Source organism: Tropicimonas aquimaris (genome assembly GCF_042676185.1).
Taxonomy (GTDB): Bacteria; Pseudomonadota; Alphaproteobacteria; order Rhodobacterales; family Rhodobacteraceae; genus Tropicimonas; species Tropicimonas aquimaris.
In genome coordinates this window covers 1-15,581 of the sequence record NZ_JBHTJT010000006.1, presented here as the reverse complement: position 1 = coordinate 15,581, position 15,581 = coordinate 1, and the positions used below count along the sequence as shown (strand labels likewise).

Annotated in this window: 12 protein-coding genes; 8 read left to right on the top strand and 4 right to left on the bottom strand. The window is 68.9% G+C overall.

Translation table 11 applies throughout. The features are described from left to right. Window positions 1-164 precede the first annotated feature (164 nt). The 8 genes from ACFQ2S_RS01980 (at window position 165) to ACFQ2S_RS01945 (ending at window position 9,272) form a co-directional block, all read left to right on the top strand. Window positions 165-1,019: an FAD binding domain-containing protein gene (locus ACFQ2S_RS01980; protein WP_386072272.1), complete on the top strand. Its 855-nt coding sequence runs from the start codon at window positions 165-167 to the stop codon at window positions 1,017-1,019. An 11-nt stretch (window positions 1,020-1,030) separates the two neighbouring features. Next, window positions 1,031-1,522, top strand: a complete 492-nt coding sequence (locus ACFQ2S_RS01975; protein WP_386072270.1) for a (2Fe-2S)-binding protein — start codon at window positions 1,031-1,033, stop codon at window positions 1,520-1,522. After that, window positions 1,519-3,939: an aerobic carbon-monoxide dehydrogenase large subunit gene (locus ACFQ2S_RS01970; protein WP_386072269.1), complete on the top strand. Its 2,421-nt coding sequence runs from the start codon at window positions 1,519-1,521 to the stop codon at window positions 3,937-3,939. The genes ACFQ2S_RS01975 and ACFQ2S_RS01970 overlap by 4 nt, the downstream gene beginning before the upstream one ends. 41 nt (window positions 3,940-3,980) lie before the next feature. Then, window positions 3,981-4,859 (top strand): AAA family ATPase, encoded by an 879-nt coding sequence (locus ACFQ2S_RS01965; protein WP_386072267.1) that lies wholly within the window; start codon window positions 3,981-3,983, stop codon window positions 4,857-4,859. Next, complete coding sequence (locus ACFQ2S_RS01960) at window positions 4,856-6,049, top strand: vWA domain-containing protein (RefSeq protein WP_386072265.1); 1,194 nt, start codon at window positions 4,856-4,858, stop codon at window positions 6,047-6,049. Before ACFQ2S_RS01965 ends, ACFQ2S_RS01960 begins: the two co-directional genes overlap by 4 nt. Beyond that, complete coding sequence (locus ACFQ2S_RS01955) at window positions 6,046-6,918, top strand: XdhC family protein (protein WP_386072263.1); 873 nt, start codon at window positions 6,046-6,048, stop codon at window positions 6,916-6,918. The genes ACFQ2S_RS01960 and ACFQ2S_RS01955 overlap by 4 nt, the downstream gene beginning before the upstream one ends. A gap of 119 nt (window positions 6,919-7,037) precedes the next feature. Further along, window positions 7,038-7,499 (top strand): CoxG family protein, encoded by a 462-nt coding sequence (locus tag ACFQ2S_RS01950; RefSeq protein ID WP_386072261.1) that lies wholly within the window; start codon window positions 7,038-7,040, stop codon window positions 7,497-7,499. Window positions 7,500-7,673: 174 nt separating this feature from the next. Continuing rightward, complete coding sequence (locus ACFQ2S_RS01945) at window positions 7,674-9,272, top strand: phospholipase D family protein (protein ID WP_386072260.1); 1,599 nt, start codon at window positions 7,674-7,676, stop codon at window positions 9,270-9,272. A 19-nt stretch (window positions 9,273-9,291) separates the two neighbouring features. Here the strand turns inward: ACFQ2S_RS01945 and ACFQ2S_RS01940 are convergent, their stop codons facing one another. From ACFQ2S_RS01940 to ACFQ2S_RS01925, 4 genes are all read right to left on the bottom strand, one after another. After that, complete coding sequence (locus ACFQ2S_RS01940; RefSeq protein WP_386072258.1) at window positions 9,292-9,903, bottom strand: DUF3427 domain-containing protein; 612 nt, start codon at window positions 9,901-9,903, stop codon at window positions 9,292-9,294. Between the two features lie 28 nt (window positions 9,904-9,931). After that, window positions 9,932-12,238, bottom strand: coding sequence for a DEAD/DEAH box helicase family protein (locus ACFQ2S_RS01935; RefSeq protein ID WP_386072256.1), 2,307 nt, complete (start codon window positions 12,236-12,238; stop codon window positions 9,932-9,934). A 7-nt stretch (window positions 12,239-12,245) separates the two neighbouring features. Beyond that, entirely contained in the window at window positions 12,246-14,846 is a 2,601-nt protein-coding gene (locus tag ACFQ2S_RS01930; RefSeq protein WP_386072254.1) for an AAA family ATPase, read from the bottom strand. Continuing rightward, window positions 14,843-15,581, bottom strand: a 739-nt coding sequence (locus tag ACFQ2S_RS01925) for a metallophosphoesterase family protein (protein WP_386072253.1), incomplete at its 5' end; no start/stop codon positions are given. The genes ACFQ2S_RS01925 and ACFQ2S_RS01930, both read right to left, overlap by 4 nt.

The window sequence follows — 15,581 nt, the reverse complement described above, 5'->3', positions numbered from 1 at the left end:
AACGCCCTGCAAAACAAGGGCGCGCTCACGAGATGCGCAACTCGTGCAGCCCATTCGCATTTCGTGAGCAAAGTGGAGGCGCCGGTTCAAGACCGCGATGCGTCGCATGAAAGCCCTCTAATCTCTCGACCAAGCGGGCATGCCCGCCCAAGGGAGGACACCAGATGATACCAGCGGCTTTCGATTACCATCGGCCGGCAGATGTCGCGTCGGCGATTGCCTTGTTGCAGGAACACGGGGACGGCGCGCGGGCGCTTGCGGGCGGCCACAGCCTGATCCCGATGATGAAGCTCCGGATGGCCTCCGTGGACCATCTCGTCGACCTTCAGGACATCGCAGAGCTCAAGGGGATCTCGATCGCGGGCGGCAAGGTCTCGATCGGGGCGATGACGACCCAGAACGAGCTGATCACCAACGACGTGCTGGCCCAGGCCGCGCCGATCCTGCGCGAGGCGGCGTTGCAGATCGCGGACCCGCAGGTGCGCTATATCGGCACCATCGGCGGCAACGTCGCCAACGGAGACCCGGGCAACGACATGCCGGGGCTGATGCAGTGCCTTGACGCGACCTTCACGCTGGTTGGCCCCGATGGCAGCCGCGACGTGGCATCGCGTGACTTCTACGAGGCCGCCTACATGACGGAGCGGGAGGACGAGGAGCTTCTGACCCTCATTACCTTTGCCGCGCCGACGGGCGGCTATGCCTATGAGAAGCAGAAGCGCAAGATTGGCGACTATGCGACCGCTGCCTGCGCCGTGCAGCTCTCGAAGCAGGGCGGTGAATGCGCCACGGCCGCGATCGCGATGACCAACCTCAGCGATGTGCCGGTGTTCTCCGAGGCCGCGGGCGCGGCACTCGTCGGCACCGCCTGTGACGCCGCTGCCGTGAAGGCCGCCGTCGCCGCCGCGCTGGAGGAGATCGACCCGATGGAGGACAACCGCGGCCCCGTCGAATTCAAGCGTCACGTTGCCGGCGTGATCATTGCGCGCGCCATCGAACGCGCCTGGTCGCGGGCCTGAAGGAGAGAGACATGAGCAAGATGCACATCCAGCTGAAGGTCAACGGCGAGGACCACGAACTGCTCGCCGAGCCGCGCGAACTCCTGATCCACGTGCTGCGCGAGAAGCTCGGGATCACCGGACCGCATATCGGCTGCGAAACCTCCCATTGCGGGGCCTGCACGGTCGACCTGAACGGCAAGTCGGTGAAATCCTGCACCGTGTTCGCCGCCCAGGCCAACGGGGCCGAGATCACCACCATCGAGGGGATCGGGAACCCCGATGCGCTGCACGTGCTGCAACAGAGCTTCCGCGAGCACCACGGGCTTCAGTGCGGCTTCTGCACGCCGGGCATGATCACCCGGGCCTACCGGCTGCTGCAGGAGAACCCGAACCCGACCGAGGAGGAGGTGCGCTTCGGCATGGCCGGCAACCTCTGCCGCTGCACGGGCTACCAGAACATCGTCAAATCCATCCTCGCAGCCGCGGCCGAGATGAACGCCGCGAAGGAGGCCGCAGAATGAACGACCAGGCACCCCCAACCCGCGAGCAGCGGGTCGCCGGCCTCAAGGGCCTCGGCTGTTCCCGCAAGCGCGTCGAGGACGCGCGGTTCACCCAGGGCAAGGGCAACTACGTCGACGACGTGAAGCTGCCCGGCATGATCTTTGGCGATTTCGTGCGCTCGCCCTATGCCCACGCCCGGGTGAAGGCGATCCACACCGAAGAGGCGCTGAAGGTGCCCGGCGTGCTTGCCGTGCTGACGGCGAAGGATCTCGAGCCGCTCAGCCTGCACTGGATGCCGACGCTTGCCGGCGACAAGCAGATGGTTCTGGCCGACGGCAAGGTGCTGTTCCAGGGCCAGGAGGTCGCCTTTGTCGTGGCGACCGACCGCTACGCCGCCGCCGACGGGATCGCCGCCGTCGAGGTGGAGTACGAGGAACTGCCCGTCCTGACCGACCCGTTCGAGGCGCTGAAATCGGACGTGGTGCTGCGCGAGGATATCGCGGACCAGACCGAAGGCGCTCACGGCGCTCGCCGGCACCACAACCACATCTTCCTGTGGGAGGAAGGCGACGAGGCCGCGACGACCCAGGCGATCGAAAGCGCCGAGGTCGTGGCCGAGGAGATGGTCTATTACCACCGCACCCATCCGTGCCCGCTGGAGACCTGCGGATGCGTCGCCTCGATGGACAAGGTGAACGGCAAGCTGACCGTCTACGGCACCTTCCAGGCGCCGCACGTGGTGCGCACCGTGGCCTCGCTGCTCTCGGGCATCGAGGAGCACAACATCCGAGTGATCTCGCCCGATATCGGTGGCGGCTTCGGCAACAAGGTCGGGGTCTACCCGGGCTATATCTGTTCGATCGTTGCTTCCATTGTCACCGGCAAGCCGGTGAAGTGGATCGAGAACCGGATGGACAACCTGATGGCCACCGCCTTTGCCCGGGACTACTGGATGAAGGGCAAGATCAGCGCCACCAGGGACGGCAAGATCACCGGCCTGCATTGCCAAGTTACGGCCGACCACGGCGCATTCGACGCCTGCGCCGACCCGACGAAGTTCCCGGCCGGCTTCTTCCACATCTGCACGGGCTCCTATGATATCCCCGTGGCCTATGTGGGCGTGGACGGGGTCTACACCAACAAGGCGCCGGGGGGCGTGGCCTATCGCTGCTCCTTCCGGGTGACCGAGGCGGCCTATTTCATCGAGCGGATGATCGAGGTGCTGGCCATCGAACTGGGCATGGATGCCGCCGAACTGCGCGCCAAGAACTTCATCCGCGCCGATCAGTTCCCCTACACCAGTGCTCTGGGCTGGGAATATGACAGCGGCGATTACCACACGGCCTGGGACAAGGCGCTGAAGGCCGTCGACTACGAGGGCCTGCGGCGGGAGCAGGCCGAGCGCGTGGAGGCCTTCAAGCGGGGCGAGACGCGCAAGCTGCTGGGCATCGGGCTTACCCATTTCACCGAGATCGTGGGCGCCGGGCCCGTCAAGAATTGCGACATCCTCGGGATGGGGATGTTCGACTCTTGCGAAATCCGGGTGCATCCCACGGGGTCGGCCATCGCGCGTCTGGGGACGATCAGCCAGGGGCAAGGGCACGCCACCACATTCGCCCAGATCCTGGCAAGCGAGATCGGCATACCTGCTGACTCCATCACGATCGAGGAAGGGGATACGGACACCGCTCCGTATGGCCTCGGCACCTATGGCTCCCGGTCCACACCGGTTGCCGGGGCTGCCACCGCGATGGCCGGCCGCAAGATCCGCGCCAAGGCGCAGATGATCGCGGCCTATCTGCTCGAGGTCCATGACGACGACGTGGAGTTCGACGTCGACCGCTTCGTGGTCAAGGGCGCGCCGGAGCGGTTCAAGACCATGGCCGAGATCGCCTACGCCGCCTACAATCAGGCAATCCCGGGCGTCGAGCCGGGGCTGGAGGCGGTCAGCTACTACGACCCGCCGAACATGACCTATCCTTTCGGCGCCTACATCTGCGTCATGGAGATCGACGTCGATACGGGCGTGCACGAGATCCGGCAGTTCTATGCGCTGGACGATTGCGGCACCCGGATCAACCCGATGGTGATCGAGGGGCAGGTGCATGGCGGCCTGACCGAGGCGCTGGCCATCGCGATGGGGCAGGAGATCGCCTACGACGAGATCGGCAACCACAAGACGGCGACCTTCATGGACTTCTTCATCCCGACCGCCTGGGAAACGCCGACCTACACCACCGACCACACCGAAACGCCCAGCCCGCATCACCCGATCGGCGCCAAGGGCGTGGGCGAAAGCCCGAACGTGGGCGGCGTGCCGGCCTTTTCCAACGCGGTGCACGACGCCTTCCGCGCCTTCGGGCTGCGGCAGGCCCACATGCCCCACGACCAGTGGCGGGTGTGGAAGATCGCCCACGACCTCGGCCTTCACGGCTGAAAAGGGAGGCGGGGCGGCCCCGGCGGCCCCGCGCATTCACCATGCAAGACTGGAAAAGCCTGCAGGAAGCCTTCGCGGCGAAGGGCTATGTTGCATCGCCCGACCTGGCGATGGCGCTGCATATTGCCGGTTCGCTGGGCCGTCCGCTGCTGCTCGAAGGCGCGGCGGGGGTCGGCAAGACCGAGGTGGCGCGCACCCTCGCGTCGGTGCTCGACACGGAGCTGATCCGGCTCCAGTGCTACGAGGGGCTCGACGCCGCGCAGGCGATCTACGAGTGGAACTACCAACGGCAATTGCTGGCGATCCGCGCCTCTGCCGAGGACGGCCAGACCGGGCGCACGGTGGAGCAGAGGATCTTTTCCGAGGAATTCCTGCTCGAACGTCCGCTCCTGCAGGCCATTCGGCGGCCCAAGCCCCCGGTGCTGCTGATCGACGAGATCGACCGCGCCGACGAGGAATTCGAGGCCTACCTGCTGGAGGTTCTTGCCGAATTCCAGATCACGGTGCCCGAACTCGGCACCATCACCGCCACCTCGCGCCCGCATGTGATCCTGACGGCCAACGGCACCCGCGACCTGTCGGATGCGCTGCGCCGACGGTGCATCTACTCCTACGTCGAATACCCCGACCGCAAGACCGAACTCGAGATCCTGAACCGGCGCAGCCCCGGGATCGAGCCGCTGCTGGCAGCCCAGATTGTTGGCTTCGTGCAGGCGCTGCGCAAGGAAGACCTCGAGAAGGTGCCGGGCGTGGCCGAGATGCTGGATTTCGCCGCCGCGATATCCGGGCTTGGGATCAACGACCTTTCCGACGATCCGGAGACGCTGCAGGCCACGCTCGTAACCCTGCTCAAGACTGCGGCCGACCGGGCCGCGATCCCGGCAGAAGTGGCTGCCCGTCTCGTGGGGAAGGCGGCATGAGCCCGTCCAGCCGCATCACGCGGTTTGCGGGCCGTGATCCGGGCGTCAGTGGTCGGGTCGCCGGCTTCATCGCGCATCTGCGGGACAACGGTTTCCATCTCGGCGTCGCCGAGACGGACATGGCCCTGCACGCGCTGTCCGTCGTCCGCGCGGTCGATCCGGCGGAGGCGCGGATGGCGCTCAAGTCGGTCTGTGCCGGCACCGCTCAGGACATCGCGGCCTTCGACGAGCTTTTCGACAGCTACTGGATGAACAAGGGCAGGGTGCGGCAGAAGGCGGTGCCGTCTGGGGACAGCGCGCAGACCCGCCACAGCCGCAACTCCCGGGAGGCCGAGGGTGGCCGAAGCGCCGCTTCCGGACGACAGCACAGCCCGGAGGAGACGCCGGACGGCGAGGCCGCCTCGGAGGGGACGGGCAAGCTGGTGGCATCCCGCATTCAGCAACTGATGAAGAAGGATCTGCGCGACTTGGTCTCCCCGCAGGACATCCACGCGGCCGAGGTGATCGCCCGCCGCCTCGGCGCCGCGATCCGCGACCGGCGCTCCCGCCGGCGCAAGGCCGCGCGGAAGGGAGCGACCATCGACTTCCGCCGCACCATCCGCGCCAGCATCGCAACAGGAGGCGAGCCTGTGCGACTGGCGCATCGCAACCGGCCCGACAGGCCCGTCCGCATCACGGTGATCTGCGACGTCTCCGGCTCGATGCTGCCCTATGCACGGCCCTTCCTGGCCTTCGTGGCCGGGCTGATGCGGGCCGATCCCGCCTCGGACGCCTACCTGTTCCACACCCGCCTCGTGCGGATCACCGAGGCGCTGCGCGACGACGATCCGCTGCGTGCGCTCAACCGGATCACGCTGCTGGCGGACGGCTTCGGTGGCGGCTCTCAGATCGGCCGCAACCTCGAACACTTCGCCCGCAGCTACGCGCGCCGCTTCGTCGACGGGCGCAGCGTCGTGTTCATCCTCTCGGATGGCTACGACAGCGAGGCACCCGAGCTGACCGGCACCGCGCTCGCCAGGCTGCGCCGCCGTGGCTGCCGGATCGTGTGGCTCAATCCGCTCAAGGGCTGGGACGGCTATGAGCCCGTCGCGCGCGGCATGGCGGCCGCGCTGCCGCATCTGGACCTCTTCGCCGCAGCCAACACGCTCGACTCCCTAGCACGCCTCGAACCGGAAATGGGGACGCTATGACGACACTTCCGACCTCTGCCCAAAAACTCGACCGGGAATTCGCGCGCCTGCGCGACAGCGGCCGCGCCTTTGCCGTGGCGACCGTGGTGCGCACCATCGATGCCACATCCGCCAAGCCCGGCGCCAAGGCGCTGCTGGATGCGGAGGGCACCATCCTTGAGGGCTGGATCGGCGGCGGCTGCGCCCGCGGCGCCATCGGGCGCGCGGCCCGCGACGCGCTGGTCAGCGGCACGCCGCAATTCGTCTCGCTCCGGCCGGAGGATCTGCTGGAGGCGCAGGGCGTCTCGGCGGGCCAGAACCGGGACGGCGTGCGCTTTGCCCGCAACGGCTGCCCGTCGAAAGGCTCGATGGATGTCTTTGTCGAGCCGGTGCTGCCTGCGCCCGAGCTCGTCGTTCTCGGCGAGAGCCCGGTGGCGTTGGCGCTGGTCGAGCTTGGCCGCCACTTCGACCTGCGCCGGACGCTTTGCGCGCCGGGTGTGACCGGCCGCGCCGTGCCGGAGGCTGACCGGGTGTCAGACAGCTTCGCGCTGGACGTGGGCGGGGACGCAGCACGCTTCATCGTCGTGGCCACCCAGGGCAAGGGCGACGAGGCTGCGCTGCGGGCCGCGCTCTCGGCCGGGGCCGACCACATCGCCTTTGTCGGCAGCCGCCGCAAGTTCACCACCCTGGCCGACCGGCTCCGGGCCGATGGCGTCGAGCCCGAGGCGCTCGACGCGGTCAAGGCGCCCGCGGGACTCGATATCCACGCCATCACACCTGAGGAGATCGCTCTGTCGATCCTGGCCGAGCTGGTGGCGGTGATGCGGGCCGGCCAGCGCCCAAGCGCCGGTCCGGCTCAACCCGTTACAAACCAGACGAAAGGTCTTTGAGATGTTGCGCAGAATGGTGAAGATGCTCAGACGCGCCAAGACCCTTTTCCGACAGCCCGGAACGGAGCAGGCGAACGTGCTCGCCCGGGTCAAGTTTCCCTGTTGCTGAAAGGATTCCCATGGAACTTCAGGAAGAAATCCTCATCCCGGCCCCGCGTGACAAGGTCTATGCGGCCCTCAACGACACCGAGGTGCTCAAGGCCTGCATTCCCGGTTGCGAGGAACTGATCCGGCATTCGGACACCGAGCTGGAGGCGAAGGTGGTGCTCAAGATCGGCCCGGTGAAGGCGCGGTTCGGAGGCAATGTCGTGCTCGACCAGAGCCAGGCGCCGGCCGCCTTCTCGCTCACCGGCGAGGGCACGGGCGGGGCAGCGGGCTTTGCCAAGGGTGGCGCCGACGTGACGCTGGAGGACCGAGGCGAGGAGACACTGCTGACCTATACCGCCAAGGCCGAGGTCGGCGGCAAGATTGCCCAGCTTGGCAGCCGGCTGGTTCTGAGCACGTCGAAGAAGCTCGCGGGCAAGTTCTTCAAGAACTTGCAGGACGAGCTTTCGCCCGAACAGGCACAGACGGCAGGCTAGCGAAGGTGTCTGCCGGTCTTGACCGGCGCGCCCGCTCTGGCCTGTTTCTCGGAATTTCACCTTTCAGCTCCCGCGCGCCGCAAGGCGGGCGGGAGCACACCCTTGCCGTATGGCATCCCAACCCAGAGCCGGTTAGGTTTGCGGGCGCGCGCCTGCGCGATCGGGGAGGGGCAGATGAATCTGACAAGGCGGATGGCCGGTGGAGCGGTGACAGCTGCAAAGTGGAGACGGGCGCTGCGCCGGCTGTTCGAAGCCATAGTCATACTGACGCTTGGCGGGCTGCTGATGGCCTGCGCGAGCCGGCCGGCAAGCTACACCAAAACAGTGACACGCGCGGTGTCGGAGCCCAGCGGCACGTTCCTGTCCCGCCGGGCCGACGCTCTGGGCGATCCGCATGACGGCCGGTCCGGCATCCGGCTGGTGTCCGACGGGCCGGAGGCGCTCGCGCTGCGCCTGATCCTCGCGGAGAAGGCCGAGCGCAGCATCGACGCGCAATATTACCTGCTGCACAACGACGCCTCTGGCCACCTGTTCGCCTGGAGCCTGCTGCAGGCGGCAGACCGCGGCGTGCGGGTCCGGCTACTGCTCGACGACATGGACGTGGCCCAGTACGACGCCATGAGCGCCGCGCTCGACCGTCACCCGAACATCGATATCCGCCTCTTCAACCCGTTCCGCCGCGGGCTCGGCAAGAACATCGCCTCGGTCTTCGAGTTCGACCGGGTGAACCGGCGGATGCACAACAAGTCCATGACCTTTGACAACACGGTCACGCTGGTCGGTGGGCGCAACATCGGCGACGAGTATTTCGCGGCCCGGGAGGACAGCAACTACAACGATCTCGACGTGCTCGCCGCCGGGCCCATTGCGCAGGACGTGTCCGCCGCGTTCGATGAATACTGGAACAGCTCCTATGCCGTGCCGGCGCAGGTCGTGGTCGGCGATCGGGGAGAGCCGCTGACGCTGGACGAGGCGCGGGCACGGCTGGCCGGCCTTGCCGAAACCGCCCGCCGGAGCCCCTATGGAAATGCGCTCAACCACGCCATTCGGGACGGCGTCACATCGCGTGACATCGGCCTGGACTGGGTGCCGGCGACGCTGATCTCCGACCCGATCGAAAAGGCGTCCGGACGGTCCGGGCAGGAGGATTTCGTGGCCGCGCGGATAAGGCCCCTGCTGGACGCGGCAGAGGAGGAGCTGCACGTGTCCTCGGCCTATTTCGTCCCGCGCAAGAACGGCGTCGACCTGCTGTCGGGGATCAGCGCCCGCGGCGTGGAAGTGCAGATCCTGACCAACTCGCTCGCCTCGACGGACGTGGTCCCCGTCTACGGACACTACGCGCGGTCGCGAAAGGAGATGCTGGAGGCCGGCATCCGACTATGGGAGCTTCGCCCCGACACCGAGCGCGCCGATCGCGAAAGTCTCGGGCTGGGGCTGTCGAATTCATCGCTCCACACCAAGGCCTTCGCTATCGACGGGCGCTACCTGTTCGTTGGCTCTTTCAACTGGGACCCGCGCTCGGTTTGGATCAACAACGAGATGGGCGTGTTGATCGACTCCGAACCGCTCTCACGGGAGGCCGTGGCCATGTTCCGCGCCAACATCGCGCGCTCGGCCTACGAGGTCCGGCTCGACGAGGGGGGCAACGTGGCCTGGCTGGCGCGGGGCGAGGACGGCACGATCGTGGTCCATCGCCAGGTGCCGGCGTCCACGCCCTGGGAGGTCTTCGTCAGCAAGGTCTACGGAACGTTGCCGATAGGAAGCCAACTCTGACGCTCGCGGCGGCGAGGAGCTAGAGGGCCGGCACGCCCAGCACCTTGTGGAATTCGGCCGGCACCGGCGCCTGCAGGTCCCATTCGATGGTGATCGGCCGCTCGCCCTCCCAGGAACGGAAGCGCGGCACACCGAGGTAGAGGAACGGGGCGGCGGTGGTGCCGCGCAGCCTGGAGGCCCGGACGAAGAGGTGCACCGTGCCCTCCGCCTGACCGCTCAGGATGCGTCCGCGCGCGCTGTCCTTTCTCGTGCTGGTCTGGCTTTGCCACTGGAACCTGTCAGCGGACAGGAAATGATCCTCGTAATGGTTGCCCTGCGCAAGACCGCCCTTTTTCAGCGTGGTCAGCAGGACGAGCCCGCCCTCGATCTTCACGATCCCGGAGTTCCAGTTGCCCGGCGAGAAGGCCGCATCGAAGAGCGGCGGGATCTCTTCGCGCATGTATTCATGCCAGAGCCGGGGGCCGGCGATGAAGGGTGCGGCCGGTTCGGCGGCGACGGCCGGCGCGGTCTCGGCGGGTGCAAACCCGTCCAGCCGCCAGTCCACAATCTCCTCGATCAGCACTTTCCCCGGAGGAGAGACCGGGCGGGCGAGGGCAAGCGCTCCGTCACCCGCGCGGACCAAGGGCGTCATCCGCCAGAAGTTGCGCGCAGCCGCGACGTCATCGGTCGAGGCCGCAGGGTGCCCCGACCGTGCAAGCCGTGCGTCGACCGCTGCACCAAGTCTGGATTCCGGCAACGCGCCCTCCGTGGCCAGCGCCGCCGCGAGGGCGGGATGCGCGGGCGCCGCGAAGCGGCTGCGCTCGAGCTGCCTCAACAGGTCGCCGGGCAGCCGGTCCGCATCGAGCAGGTCTTCTCCCATGTCGCGTAGAAAATCTGCCCACCCCCCCGTGTCCGGTCCGGCCCGGGTCGAACCCGGCGCGGGCGAATTCCGTCGCGCTCGGCCTGCGCCCCTGTCGCAGCACATGCACGCGATACCAGGCTTCGGCCTCATCCTGCGCATCGGTTGTGCGCAGCATCTCGCGCAACATGTCGATGGCCTTCAGGTCGTAGGTGATCTCGCAGCCCGGCGGCAGATCGAGCGTGCCATCCGCAACCGCGTCCAGCCTCTGGGACAAAGAACGGTCGCCGTCTCCCGCCGCCAGCAGCGCCCGCGCCTTGGTCAGAAACACCCGGTGGTTGCCGATATAATCGATCACTCGCAGCACCTTGTCTCCGGACCGCCGCAGGCCGCGCCCAAGCTGTTGCAGGAACAGGATCGCGCTTTCGGTCGGGCGCAGCATCAGCACGGTGCCGATGTTCGGCACGTCGACGCCCTCGTTGAACATGTCGACGGCAAAGAGGATGTCGATCTCGTGCCGGCCGAGCGCCTCGAGCGAGGAAGTGCGCGGCGCGGAGCCCTCGCCGGAGTGCACGGCCAATGCCCGCAGCCCTGCGGCTTTGAAAAAACCGGCCATGAACTCGGCATGACGGCGGGAGACGCAGAACCCGATCGCGGGCCCGTTGCCATGCGCCCGGAATTGCTCCAGCGCGTTCTGTGCCCGGGCGCGGGTGGCGAGGGCCTCGGTCAGGGCGGCCTCGTCGAAACGGGAACTGCGCCAGGGGATCTGGGCGTAATCGATCTCGTCCGGCAAGCCGAAATACCGGAACGGCGCGAGGAAACCCCGGGCGATGCCCTCTTGCAGGTCGCTGCGAAAGACGAGGTTGTCCCCGCAGAGCGCCAGCAGGTCCGCGCCATCGGTTCGGTCGGGCGTCGCGGTGAGCCCGAGAAGGTAGCGCGGGCGGAAATGGTCGATCAGGCGGCGGTAGGTGCCGGCGGCGGCGTGGTGGAACTCGTCGACCACGATGTAGTCGAAAGCCTCGGGATCGAAGCGCCGCAGGTGCTGTGCCTTGGCCAGCGTCTGGATCGAGGCGAACACGACCTCGCCGTCCTCCTTGTCCTTGCCGGAATAGGTGCCGAACCGCGCCTCCGGCCGGATCCGCCGGAACGTCGCCATGGCCTGGGTCAGGATCTCCTCCCGGTGCGCGACAAAGAGCACGCGGGCGAACCCCTCGCTGTCGAATGCGGAAAGCCATGTCTTACCGAGGCCCGTGGCGAGGACGACGAGCCCGGCGCTTTGTCCCTGTGCCCGGCTGCGTGCAAGCGCGGCCAGCGCCTCCCGCTGGATCTCGTGCGGCTCCGGGCGGTCGAGCGGCGGCTCGTCCTCCACGATCCGGCGGGCGGCCCTGGGGAGGGGCATGCTCCGCCTGCGAGCGGCGTAGCCGTCGATCCATTCCGGCGTCAGCGGCTTCACCTGCAGATCGCGCAGCAGCGCCTCGAATGCGTCGCGCACCGGCTGCCAGGCGCCGTCGCCGGCGACGGTCAGGTTCCATTCCACGCCATCGGTCAGGGCGGTGCGGCTCAGGTTCGAGCTGCCCACGATCGCGGCGCCGCCGTCCTGCGCCCGAAACAGCCAAGCCTTGGGATGGAAGCTGCCGCCCGCGGTCTGGTAGACATGGATCTGCGCCGCGCCCGTCAGGTCGCAGAGCCGCCGCAATGCGGCGGGTTCAGTCACGTCGAGGTAATCTCCCACCACGAGCCGCAACCGGCCGCCCCGCTCGAGCAGGTCGCTCAGGTAGGGTTGCAACAGGGCGATGCCGCTTTCGAGGGCAAAGGCCACGGCGAGGTCGATGTGATCCGACCGGTCGATATGGCCGACGAGATGGGCGAAGAGCGGGTCCTGCCCGCCGGTGACGAGGCGAGGCGCGATCCGGCCGTCCCGCGCCGCGATGCGGAAGACGAGGTGCCCGCCGATCTCGTCGACCGTGAAGGACGCGCCTGCGTGTAACTGGCGGCCAAGCTCGGCCAGCATCGCCTGCTGGTCGGCCGCGCCGAGCAGCGACCAGTCGGCGACGTGGTGCGGCGCTGCAATGCCGCCGCGCCACCGGCCGTCGCACACCGGGCAGACCTTGCCGTTCGTCCCCTTCATCGACGCTTCAACCCGCCACCACTGGCCGGATAGCGAGTGCTGTGCCGCCGAGATCTCGGAAGGCTTTCTGTCGGCAGGAGAGGACGATGATCTGGAGGTCGTTTGCCTGTCGTGTGAGGGCGTCGAAGATGGCCTCGATGCGGTCGTCGTCGGTGTAGACGATGGCGTCGTCGAGGATGACCGGCGCGGGGGTGCCGGAGCGGGCGAGGATGCGGGCGAAGGCGAGGCGGACGAGGAGCGCGATCTGCTCCTGGGTGCCGCCGGAGAGCACGTCGAAGGGCTCCTCCGTGCCGGTGCGGGAGAGACCCGCGGGCAGCAGCGTGTCGGCGTCGAAGCGCAGCTCGGCCTCGGGCCAGATCATCCGGACCAGGGGTTCCAGCTCGGCCAGGACGGGCTGCACGTAGCGGTCGCGCGCCTCCGTGCGGGCGCGTTCGAGCGCGCCTGAGAGACGTTGCAGCACGTCGACCTCGAAGCGCACCGCGTCATGCTGCGCGCGCGCCGCCTCGAGCTGCCCCTGCACCTCGGACAATTCCTCGTCCACCGCTTCACCTGCCTGGATCTCGATGCGGGACTCCAGTCCCGCCAAATCATTTTCAATCTGTCGGGACCGAGCCTCCGCCGCCTTCATGGCAGAAGTCAGGCGTTGCAGCGTCGCTTGCGCGGCATCGAGATCGGGGGCATCGGTCTCCAGCGCGGCGCGCCTCGCGCGGGCGTCTTCAACGGCCTGCGAGAGGGCGGGGTGGGCGGCGCGCAGCCCGTCCAGAGCGGCCTGCGGATCCTCCTTGCCGGCGAGGGCGAGGGCGGCGCGCTCGGCCCGCGCCGCGGCGCTCTCTCCGGCCATCGACGCCCGGGCCTCCGCCTGGCGGGCCTCCTCGGCCGCACGCCGCGCGGATTCGAGGGCGGTTGCCGCGGTCTGAAGCGCCTGCCGCGCGGCGATCTCCGCCTGCTCGGCCTCGGCGACGCCCGGCAGCCCGTCTTCCGCCTCGACCGGGGCGGGGAGGGCGGCGAGCGCGGCCTGCAGCGCCTCCAGCCCGTCCGGGGCCGCGAGCTTCAGCGCCGCCCGGGCCTCGCGCAGGGCAACCTCGGAGGCCGCCCGGTCGCGAGCGGACCGGCGCGCCTCGTCGAGGCTGGCAAGGCCGTGCTCGACCAGCGCGGTGTCCAGCTCGGCCAGCGCCGTCTCGACCGAGCTGCCGTCGGCGCCGGCGCCCGGGTGAACATGCAGCGCGCCAATCCCGGCGATGTCGAGCCGTCCGCCCTCGGGCAGGGCGATGCGGGTGTTGTCGGGCAGGGGGCGGCCGTCCAGCGAGACGCCGTCGCCACGGCCCTGGGCATAGCGCATCACCACCGCCGGCGCGGCGGTCTCCAGCGCCTTGCGGGCCACCGATAGCTCCAGGGCCAGCGCCTCGATCTGCTGCAACCCATCGGCGCTCAGGCCCTGCTGCGCCAGCGCCGCGAGGGTCTCGACCTGCCTGCGGCGGTCGGTAGCCGCGGCGAGGCGCTGATCCAGTTCCTGCCGCCGGGTTGCCGCCTGCGCGGCCTGTTCGGCCTTGAGCGCGCGGCGATGGCGGCTGGTCGCCGCATCGGCCTCCTTGGTCGCGGCTTCGTGCGCCGTGCGGGCCGCCTCCCAGGCCGCGTCCTTCCCGCTCAGAACCTTCCACGCGGCGGCCAGGCGCTCTTCGGCCTCGGCCATATGGGCCGCGGCCTCGCTGGCCTCGGCAAGCTGCGCTTCGAGCCGCTCGGTCGCCGCCTCATGATTCTCCAGCGCCAGCCGCGCCGATTGCTCGGCGGCGCGGGCGCGGTCGAGATCCTCGGCGTGGCGCAGCGCGGCGGCGTGGGCGGCCTCGGCCTCGCCGAGCTTCTGCTGCCGCTGCGCCGCCTCCTCGGGGTCGTTCAGGCCCTCCAGCTCGCGGCGCAGGCGCGACCGGTTGTCGAGGTCATGGCGCAACGCGGCGGCCCTGGCGCGGAGCTCGGCCTCCCGCGCCTCCAGCGTCGCGACGCGCGTCTCCGCGTCGTCCAGCGGGCCGCCCTTCCTGGCGCCGCGGCTGGTCACGTAACCGTCGAGCTCCGACCTGCAGTGGCGCAGGATGTCGTCCATCTGCCGCCCGCCGGTCATCGCCTCGATCTCGCCGGTAACGGAGGTGGCGAGGTCGCGCCGGGCGGTCTCGGTCTCCTTGCCGTCGGCAAGCCCGAGCAAGCCCTGCCGGACCCAGAGCAGCCCCGCCGGCCCGCCATCCTTCGGCGCCTTGAGGAGGCCCGCCAGCCAAGCCTCCGCATCGTCGGCCTGGTGCGCCAGGTGCCCGTCGCGGAACACGCGGATCTCGCCGCGCCGCCCCTTGGTCCAGGACTTCTCGATGCGATAGGTCTGGCCGCCGCTCTCCAGCGTGACAGAGACCTCCGGATCGCCCCCGACATGGGGCTGGAGCGCGCGCAGCTCCTTGTCCCAGGCCTTGCGATCCTTGAAGAACAGCGCGTGCAGCGCGTCGAACACGGTGGACTTGCCGGTCTCGTTCGGCGCGCTCAGCACGTTCAGGCCCGGGCCGATGCCGCCGATCTCGACGGGCGTGGTGAAGCGGCGGACGTTGTGCAGGCGGATCGAGAGGAGTTTCATGCCGCACCCCGCTTGACGAAGCCGTAAAGCCGGTTGAGCGCCGCTTCCGCGATGGCGCGATCGCGCTGCGCGAGGCTCGCATCGTTGGCCGCCTGCTGAAGCTCGTCGGCCGCCATACGGAGCGCGCCGCTGCGGGCGATCTCGTCGAGATCGTCGGGGCTGTAGTCGGTCTGCAGCTGGTCCTCCACCACCGCGAAGTGACAGAACTCCGGCTTCAGCCGCTCGATGTCCTCCATCAGCGCCAGCCGGTCGGGCAGGCGGATCCAGCCGGTCATCGTGAGCCGGACCAGCGTGTCCTTCCAGGCCAGCCGGTCGGGCGGCAGCAGCGCCTCCAGGTCGGCCTGCGTCTCGGGCGTGATCCGGAGCACCGGCTGGCGCCAGTCGAACCGGCCGACGGAGATCTCCTCCACCACCGGCAGCGCGCCGGGGCCGGCGAGCGTCACCGCGAGGCAGGCGCCGCGCCCCTCGTGCTTGAACCGGTCATGCTCGGGCGTGCCGGAATAGCGGGTCAGCTCGTTCAGCTGCCAGAGCCCGTGCCAGTCGCCAAGCGCGAGGTAGTCGAGCCGGGCGCGGGCGGCGCGGTCGGGCGCGATCGTCTCCGACACGCCGTCGTCGCTGCCGAAGTCGAGCACCCCGCCATGGGCAAGCCCGATCCGCAGGTGCCCCTCGGGCGTCGCGCAGCCATCCATCCAGGCGGTGAGGTCCACCCCCGGGAAGCGCCGCGGCGCCGGGGCC

Excerpts from the sequence above, each read along its gene's own strand:
- ACFQ2S_RS01980 (WP_386072272.1), top strand. The coding sequence starts at position 165 with ATGATACCAGCGGCTTTCGATTACCATCGGCCGGCAGATGTCGCGTCG.
- ACFQ2S_RS01975 (WP_386072270.1), top strand. The coding sequence starts at position 1,031 with ATGAGCAAGATGCACATCCAGCTGAAGGTCAACGGCGAGGACCACGAA.
- ACFQ2S_RS01970 (WP_386072269.1), top strand. The coding sequence starts at position 1,519 with ATGAACGACCAGGCACCCCCAACCCGCGAGCAGCGGGTCGCCGGCCTC.
- ACFQ2S_RS01965 (WP_386072267.1), top strand. The coding sequence starts at position 3,981 with ATGCAAGACTGGAAAAGCCTGCAGGAAGCCTTCGCGGCGAAGGGCTAT.
- ACFQ2S_RS01960 (WP_386072265.1), top strand. The coding sequence starts at position 4,856 with ATGAGCCCGTCCAGCCGCATCACGCGGTTTGCGGGCCGTGATCCGGGC.
- ACFQ2S_RS01955 (WP_386072263.1), top strand. The coding sequence starts at position 6,046 with ATGACGACACTTCCGACCTCTGCCCAAAAACTCGACCGGGAATTCGCG.
- ACFQ2S_RS01950 (WP_386072261.1), top strand. The coding sequence starts at position 7,038 with ATGGAACTTCAGGAAGAAATCCTCATCCCGGCCCCGCGTGACAAGGTC.
- ACFQ2S_RS01945 (WP_386072260.1), top strand. The coding sequence starts at position 7,674 with ATGAATCTGACAAGGCGGATGGCCGGTGGAGCGGTGACAGCTGCAAAG.
- ACFQ2S_RS01940 (WP_386072258.1), bottom strand. The coding sequence starts at position 9,903 with ATGACGCCCTTGGTCCGCGCGGGTGACGGAGCGCTTGCCCTCGCCCGC.
- ACFQ2S_RS01935 (WP_386072256.1), bottom strand. The coding sequence starts at position 12,238 with ATGAAGGGGACGAACGGCAAGGTCTGCCCGGTGTGCGACGGCCGGTGG.
- ACFQ2S_RS01930 (WP_386072254.1), bottom strand. The coding sequence starts at position 14,846 with ATGAAACTCCTCTCGATCCGCCTGCACAACGTCCGCCGCTTCACCACG.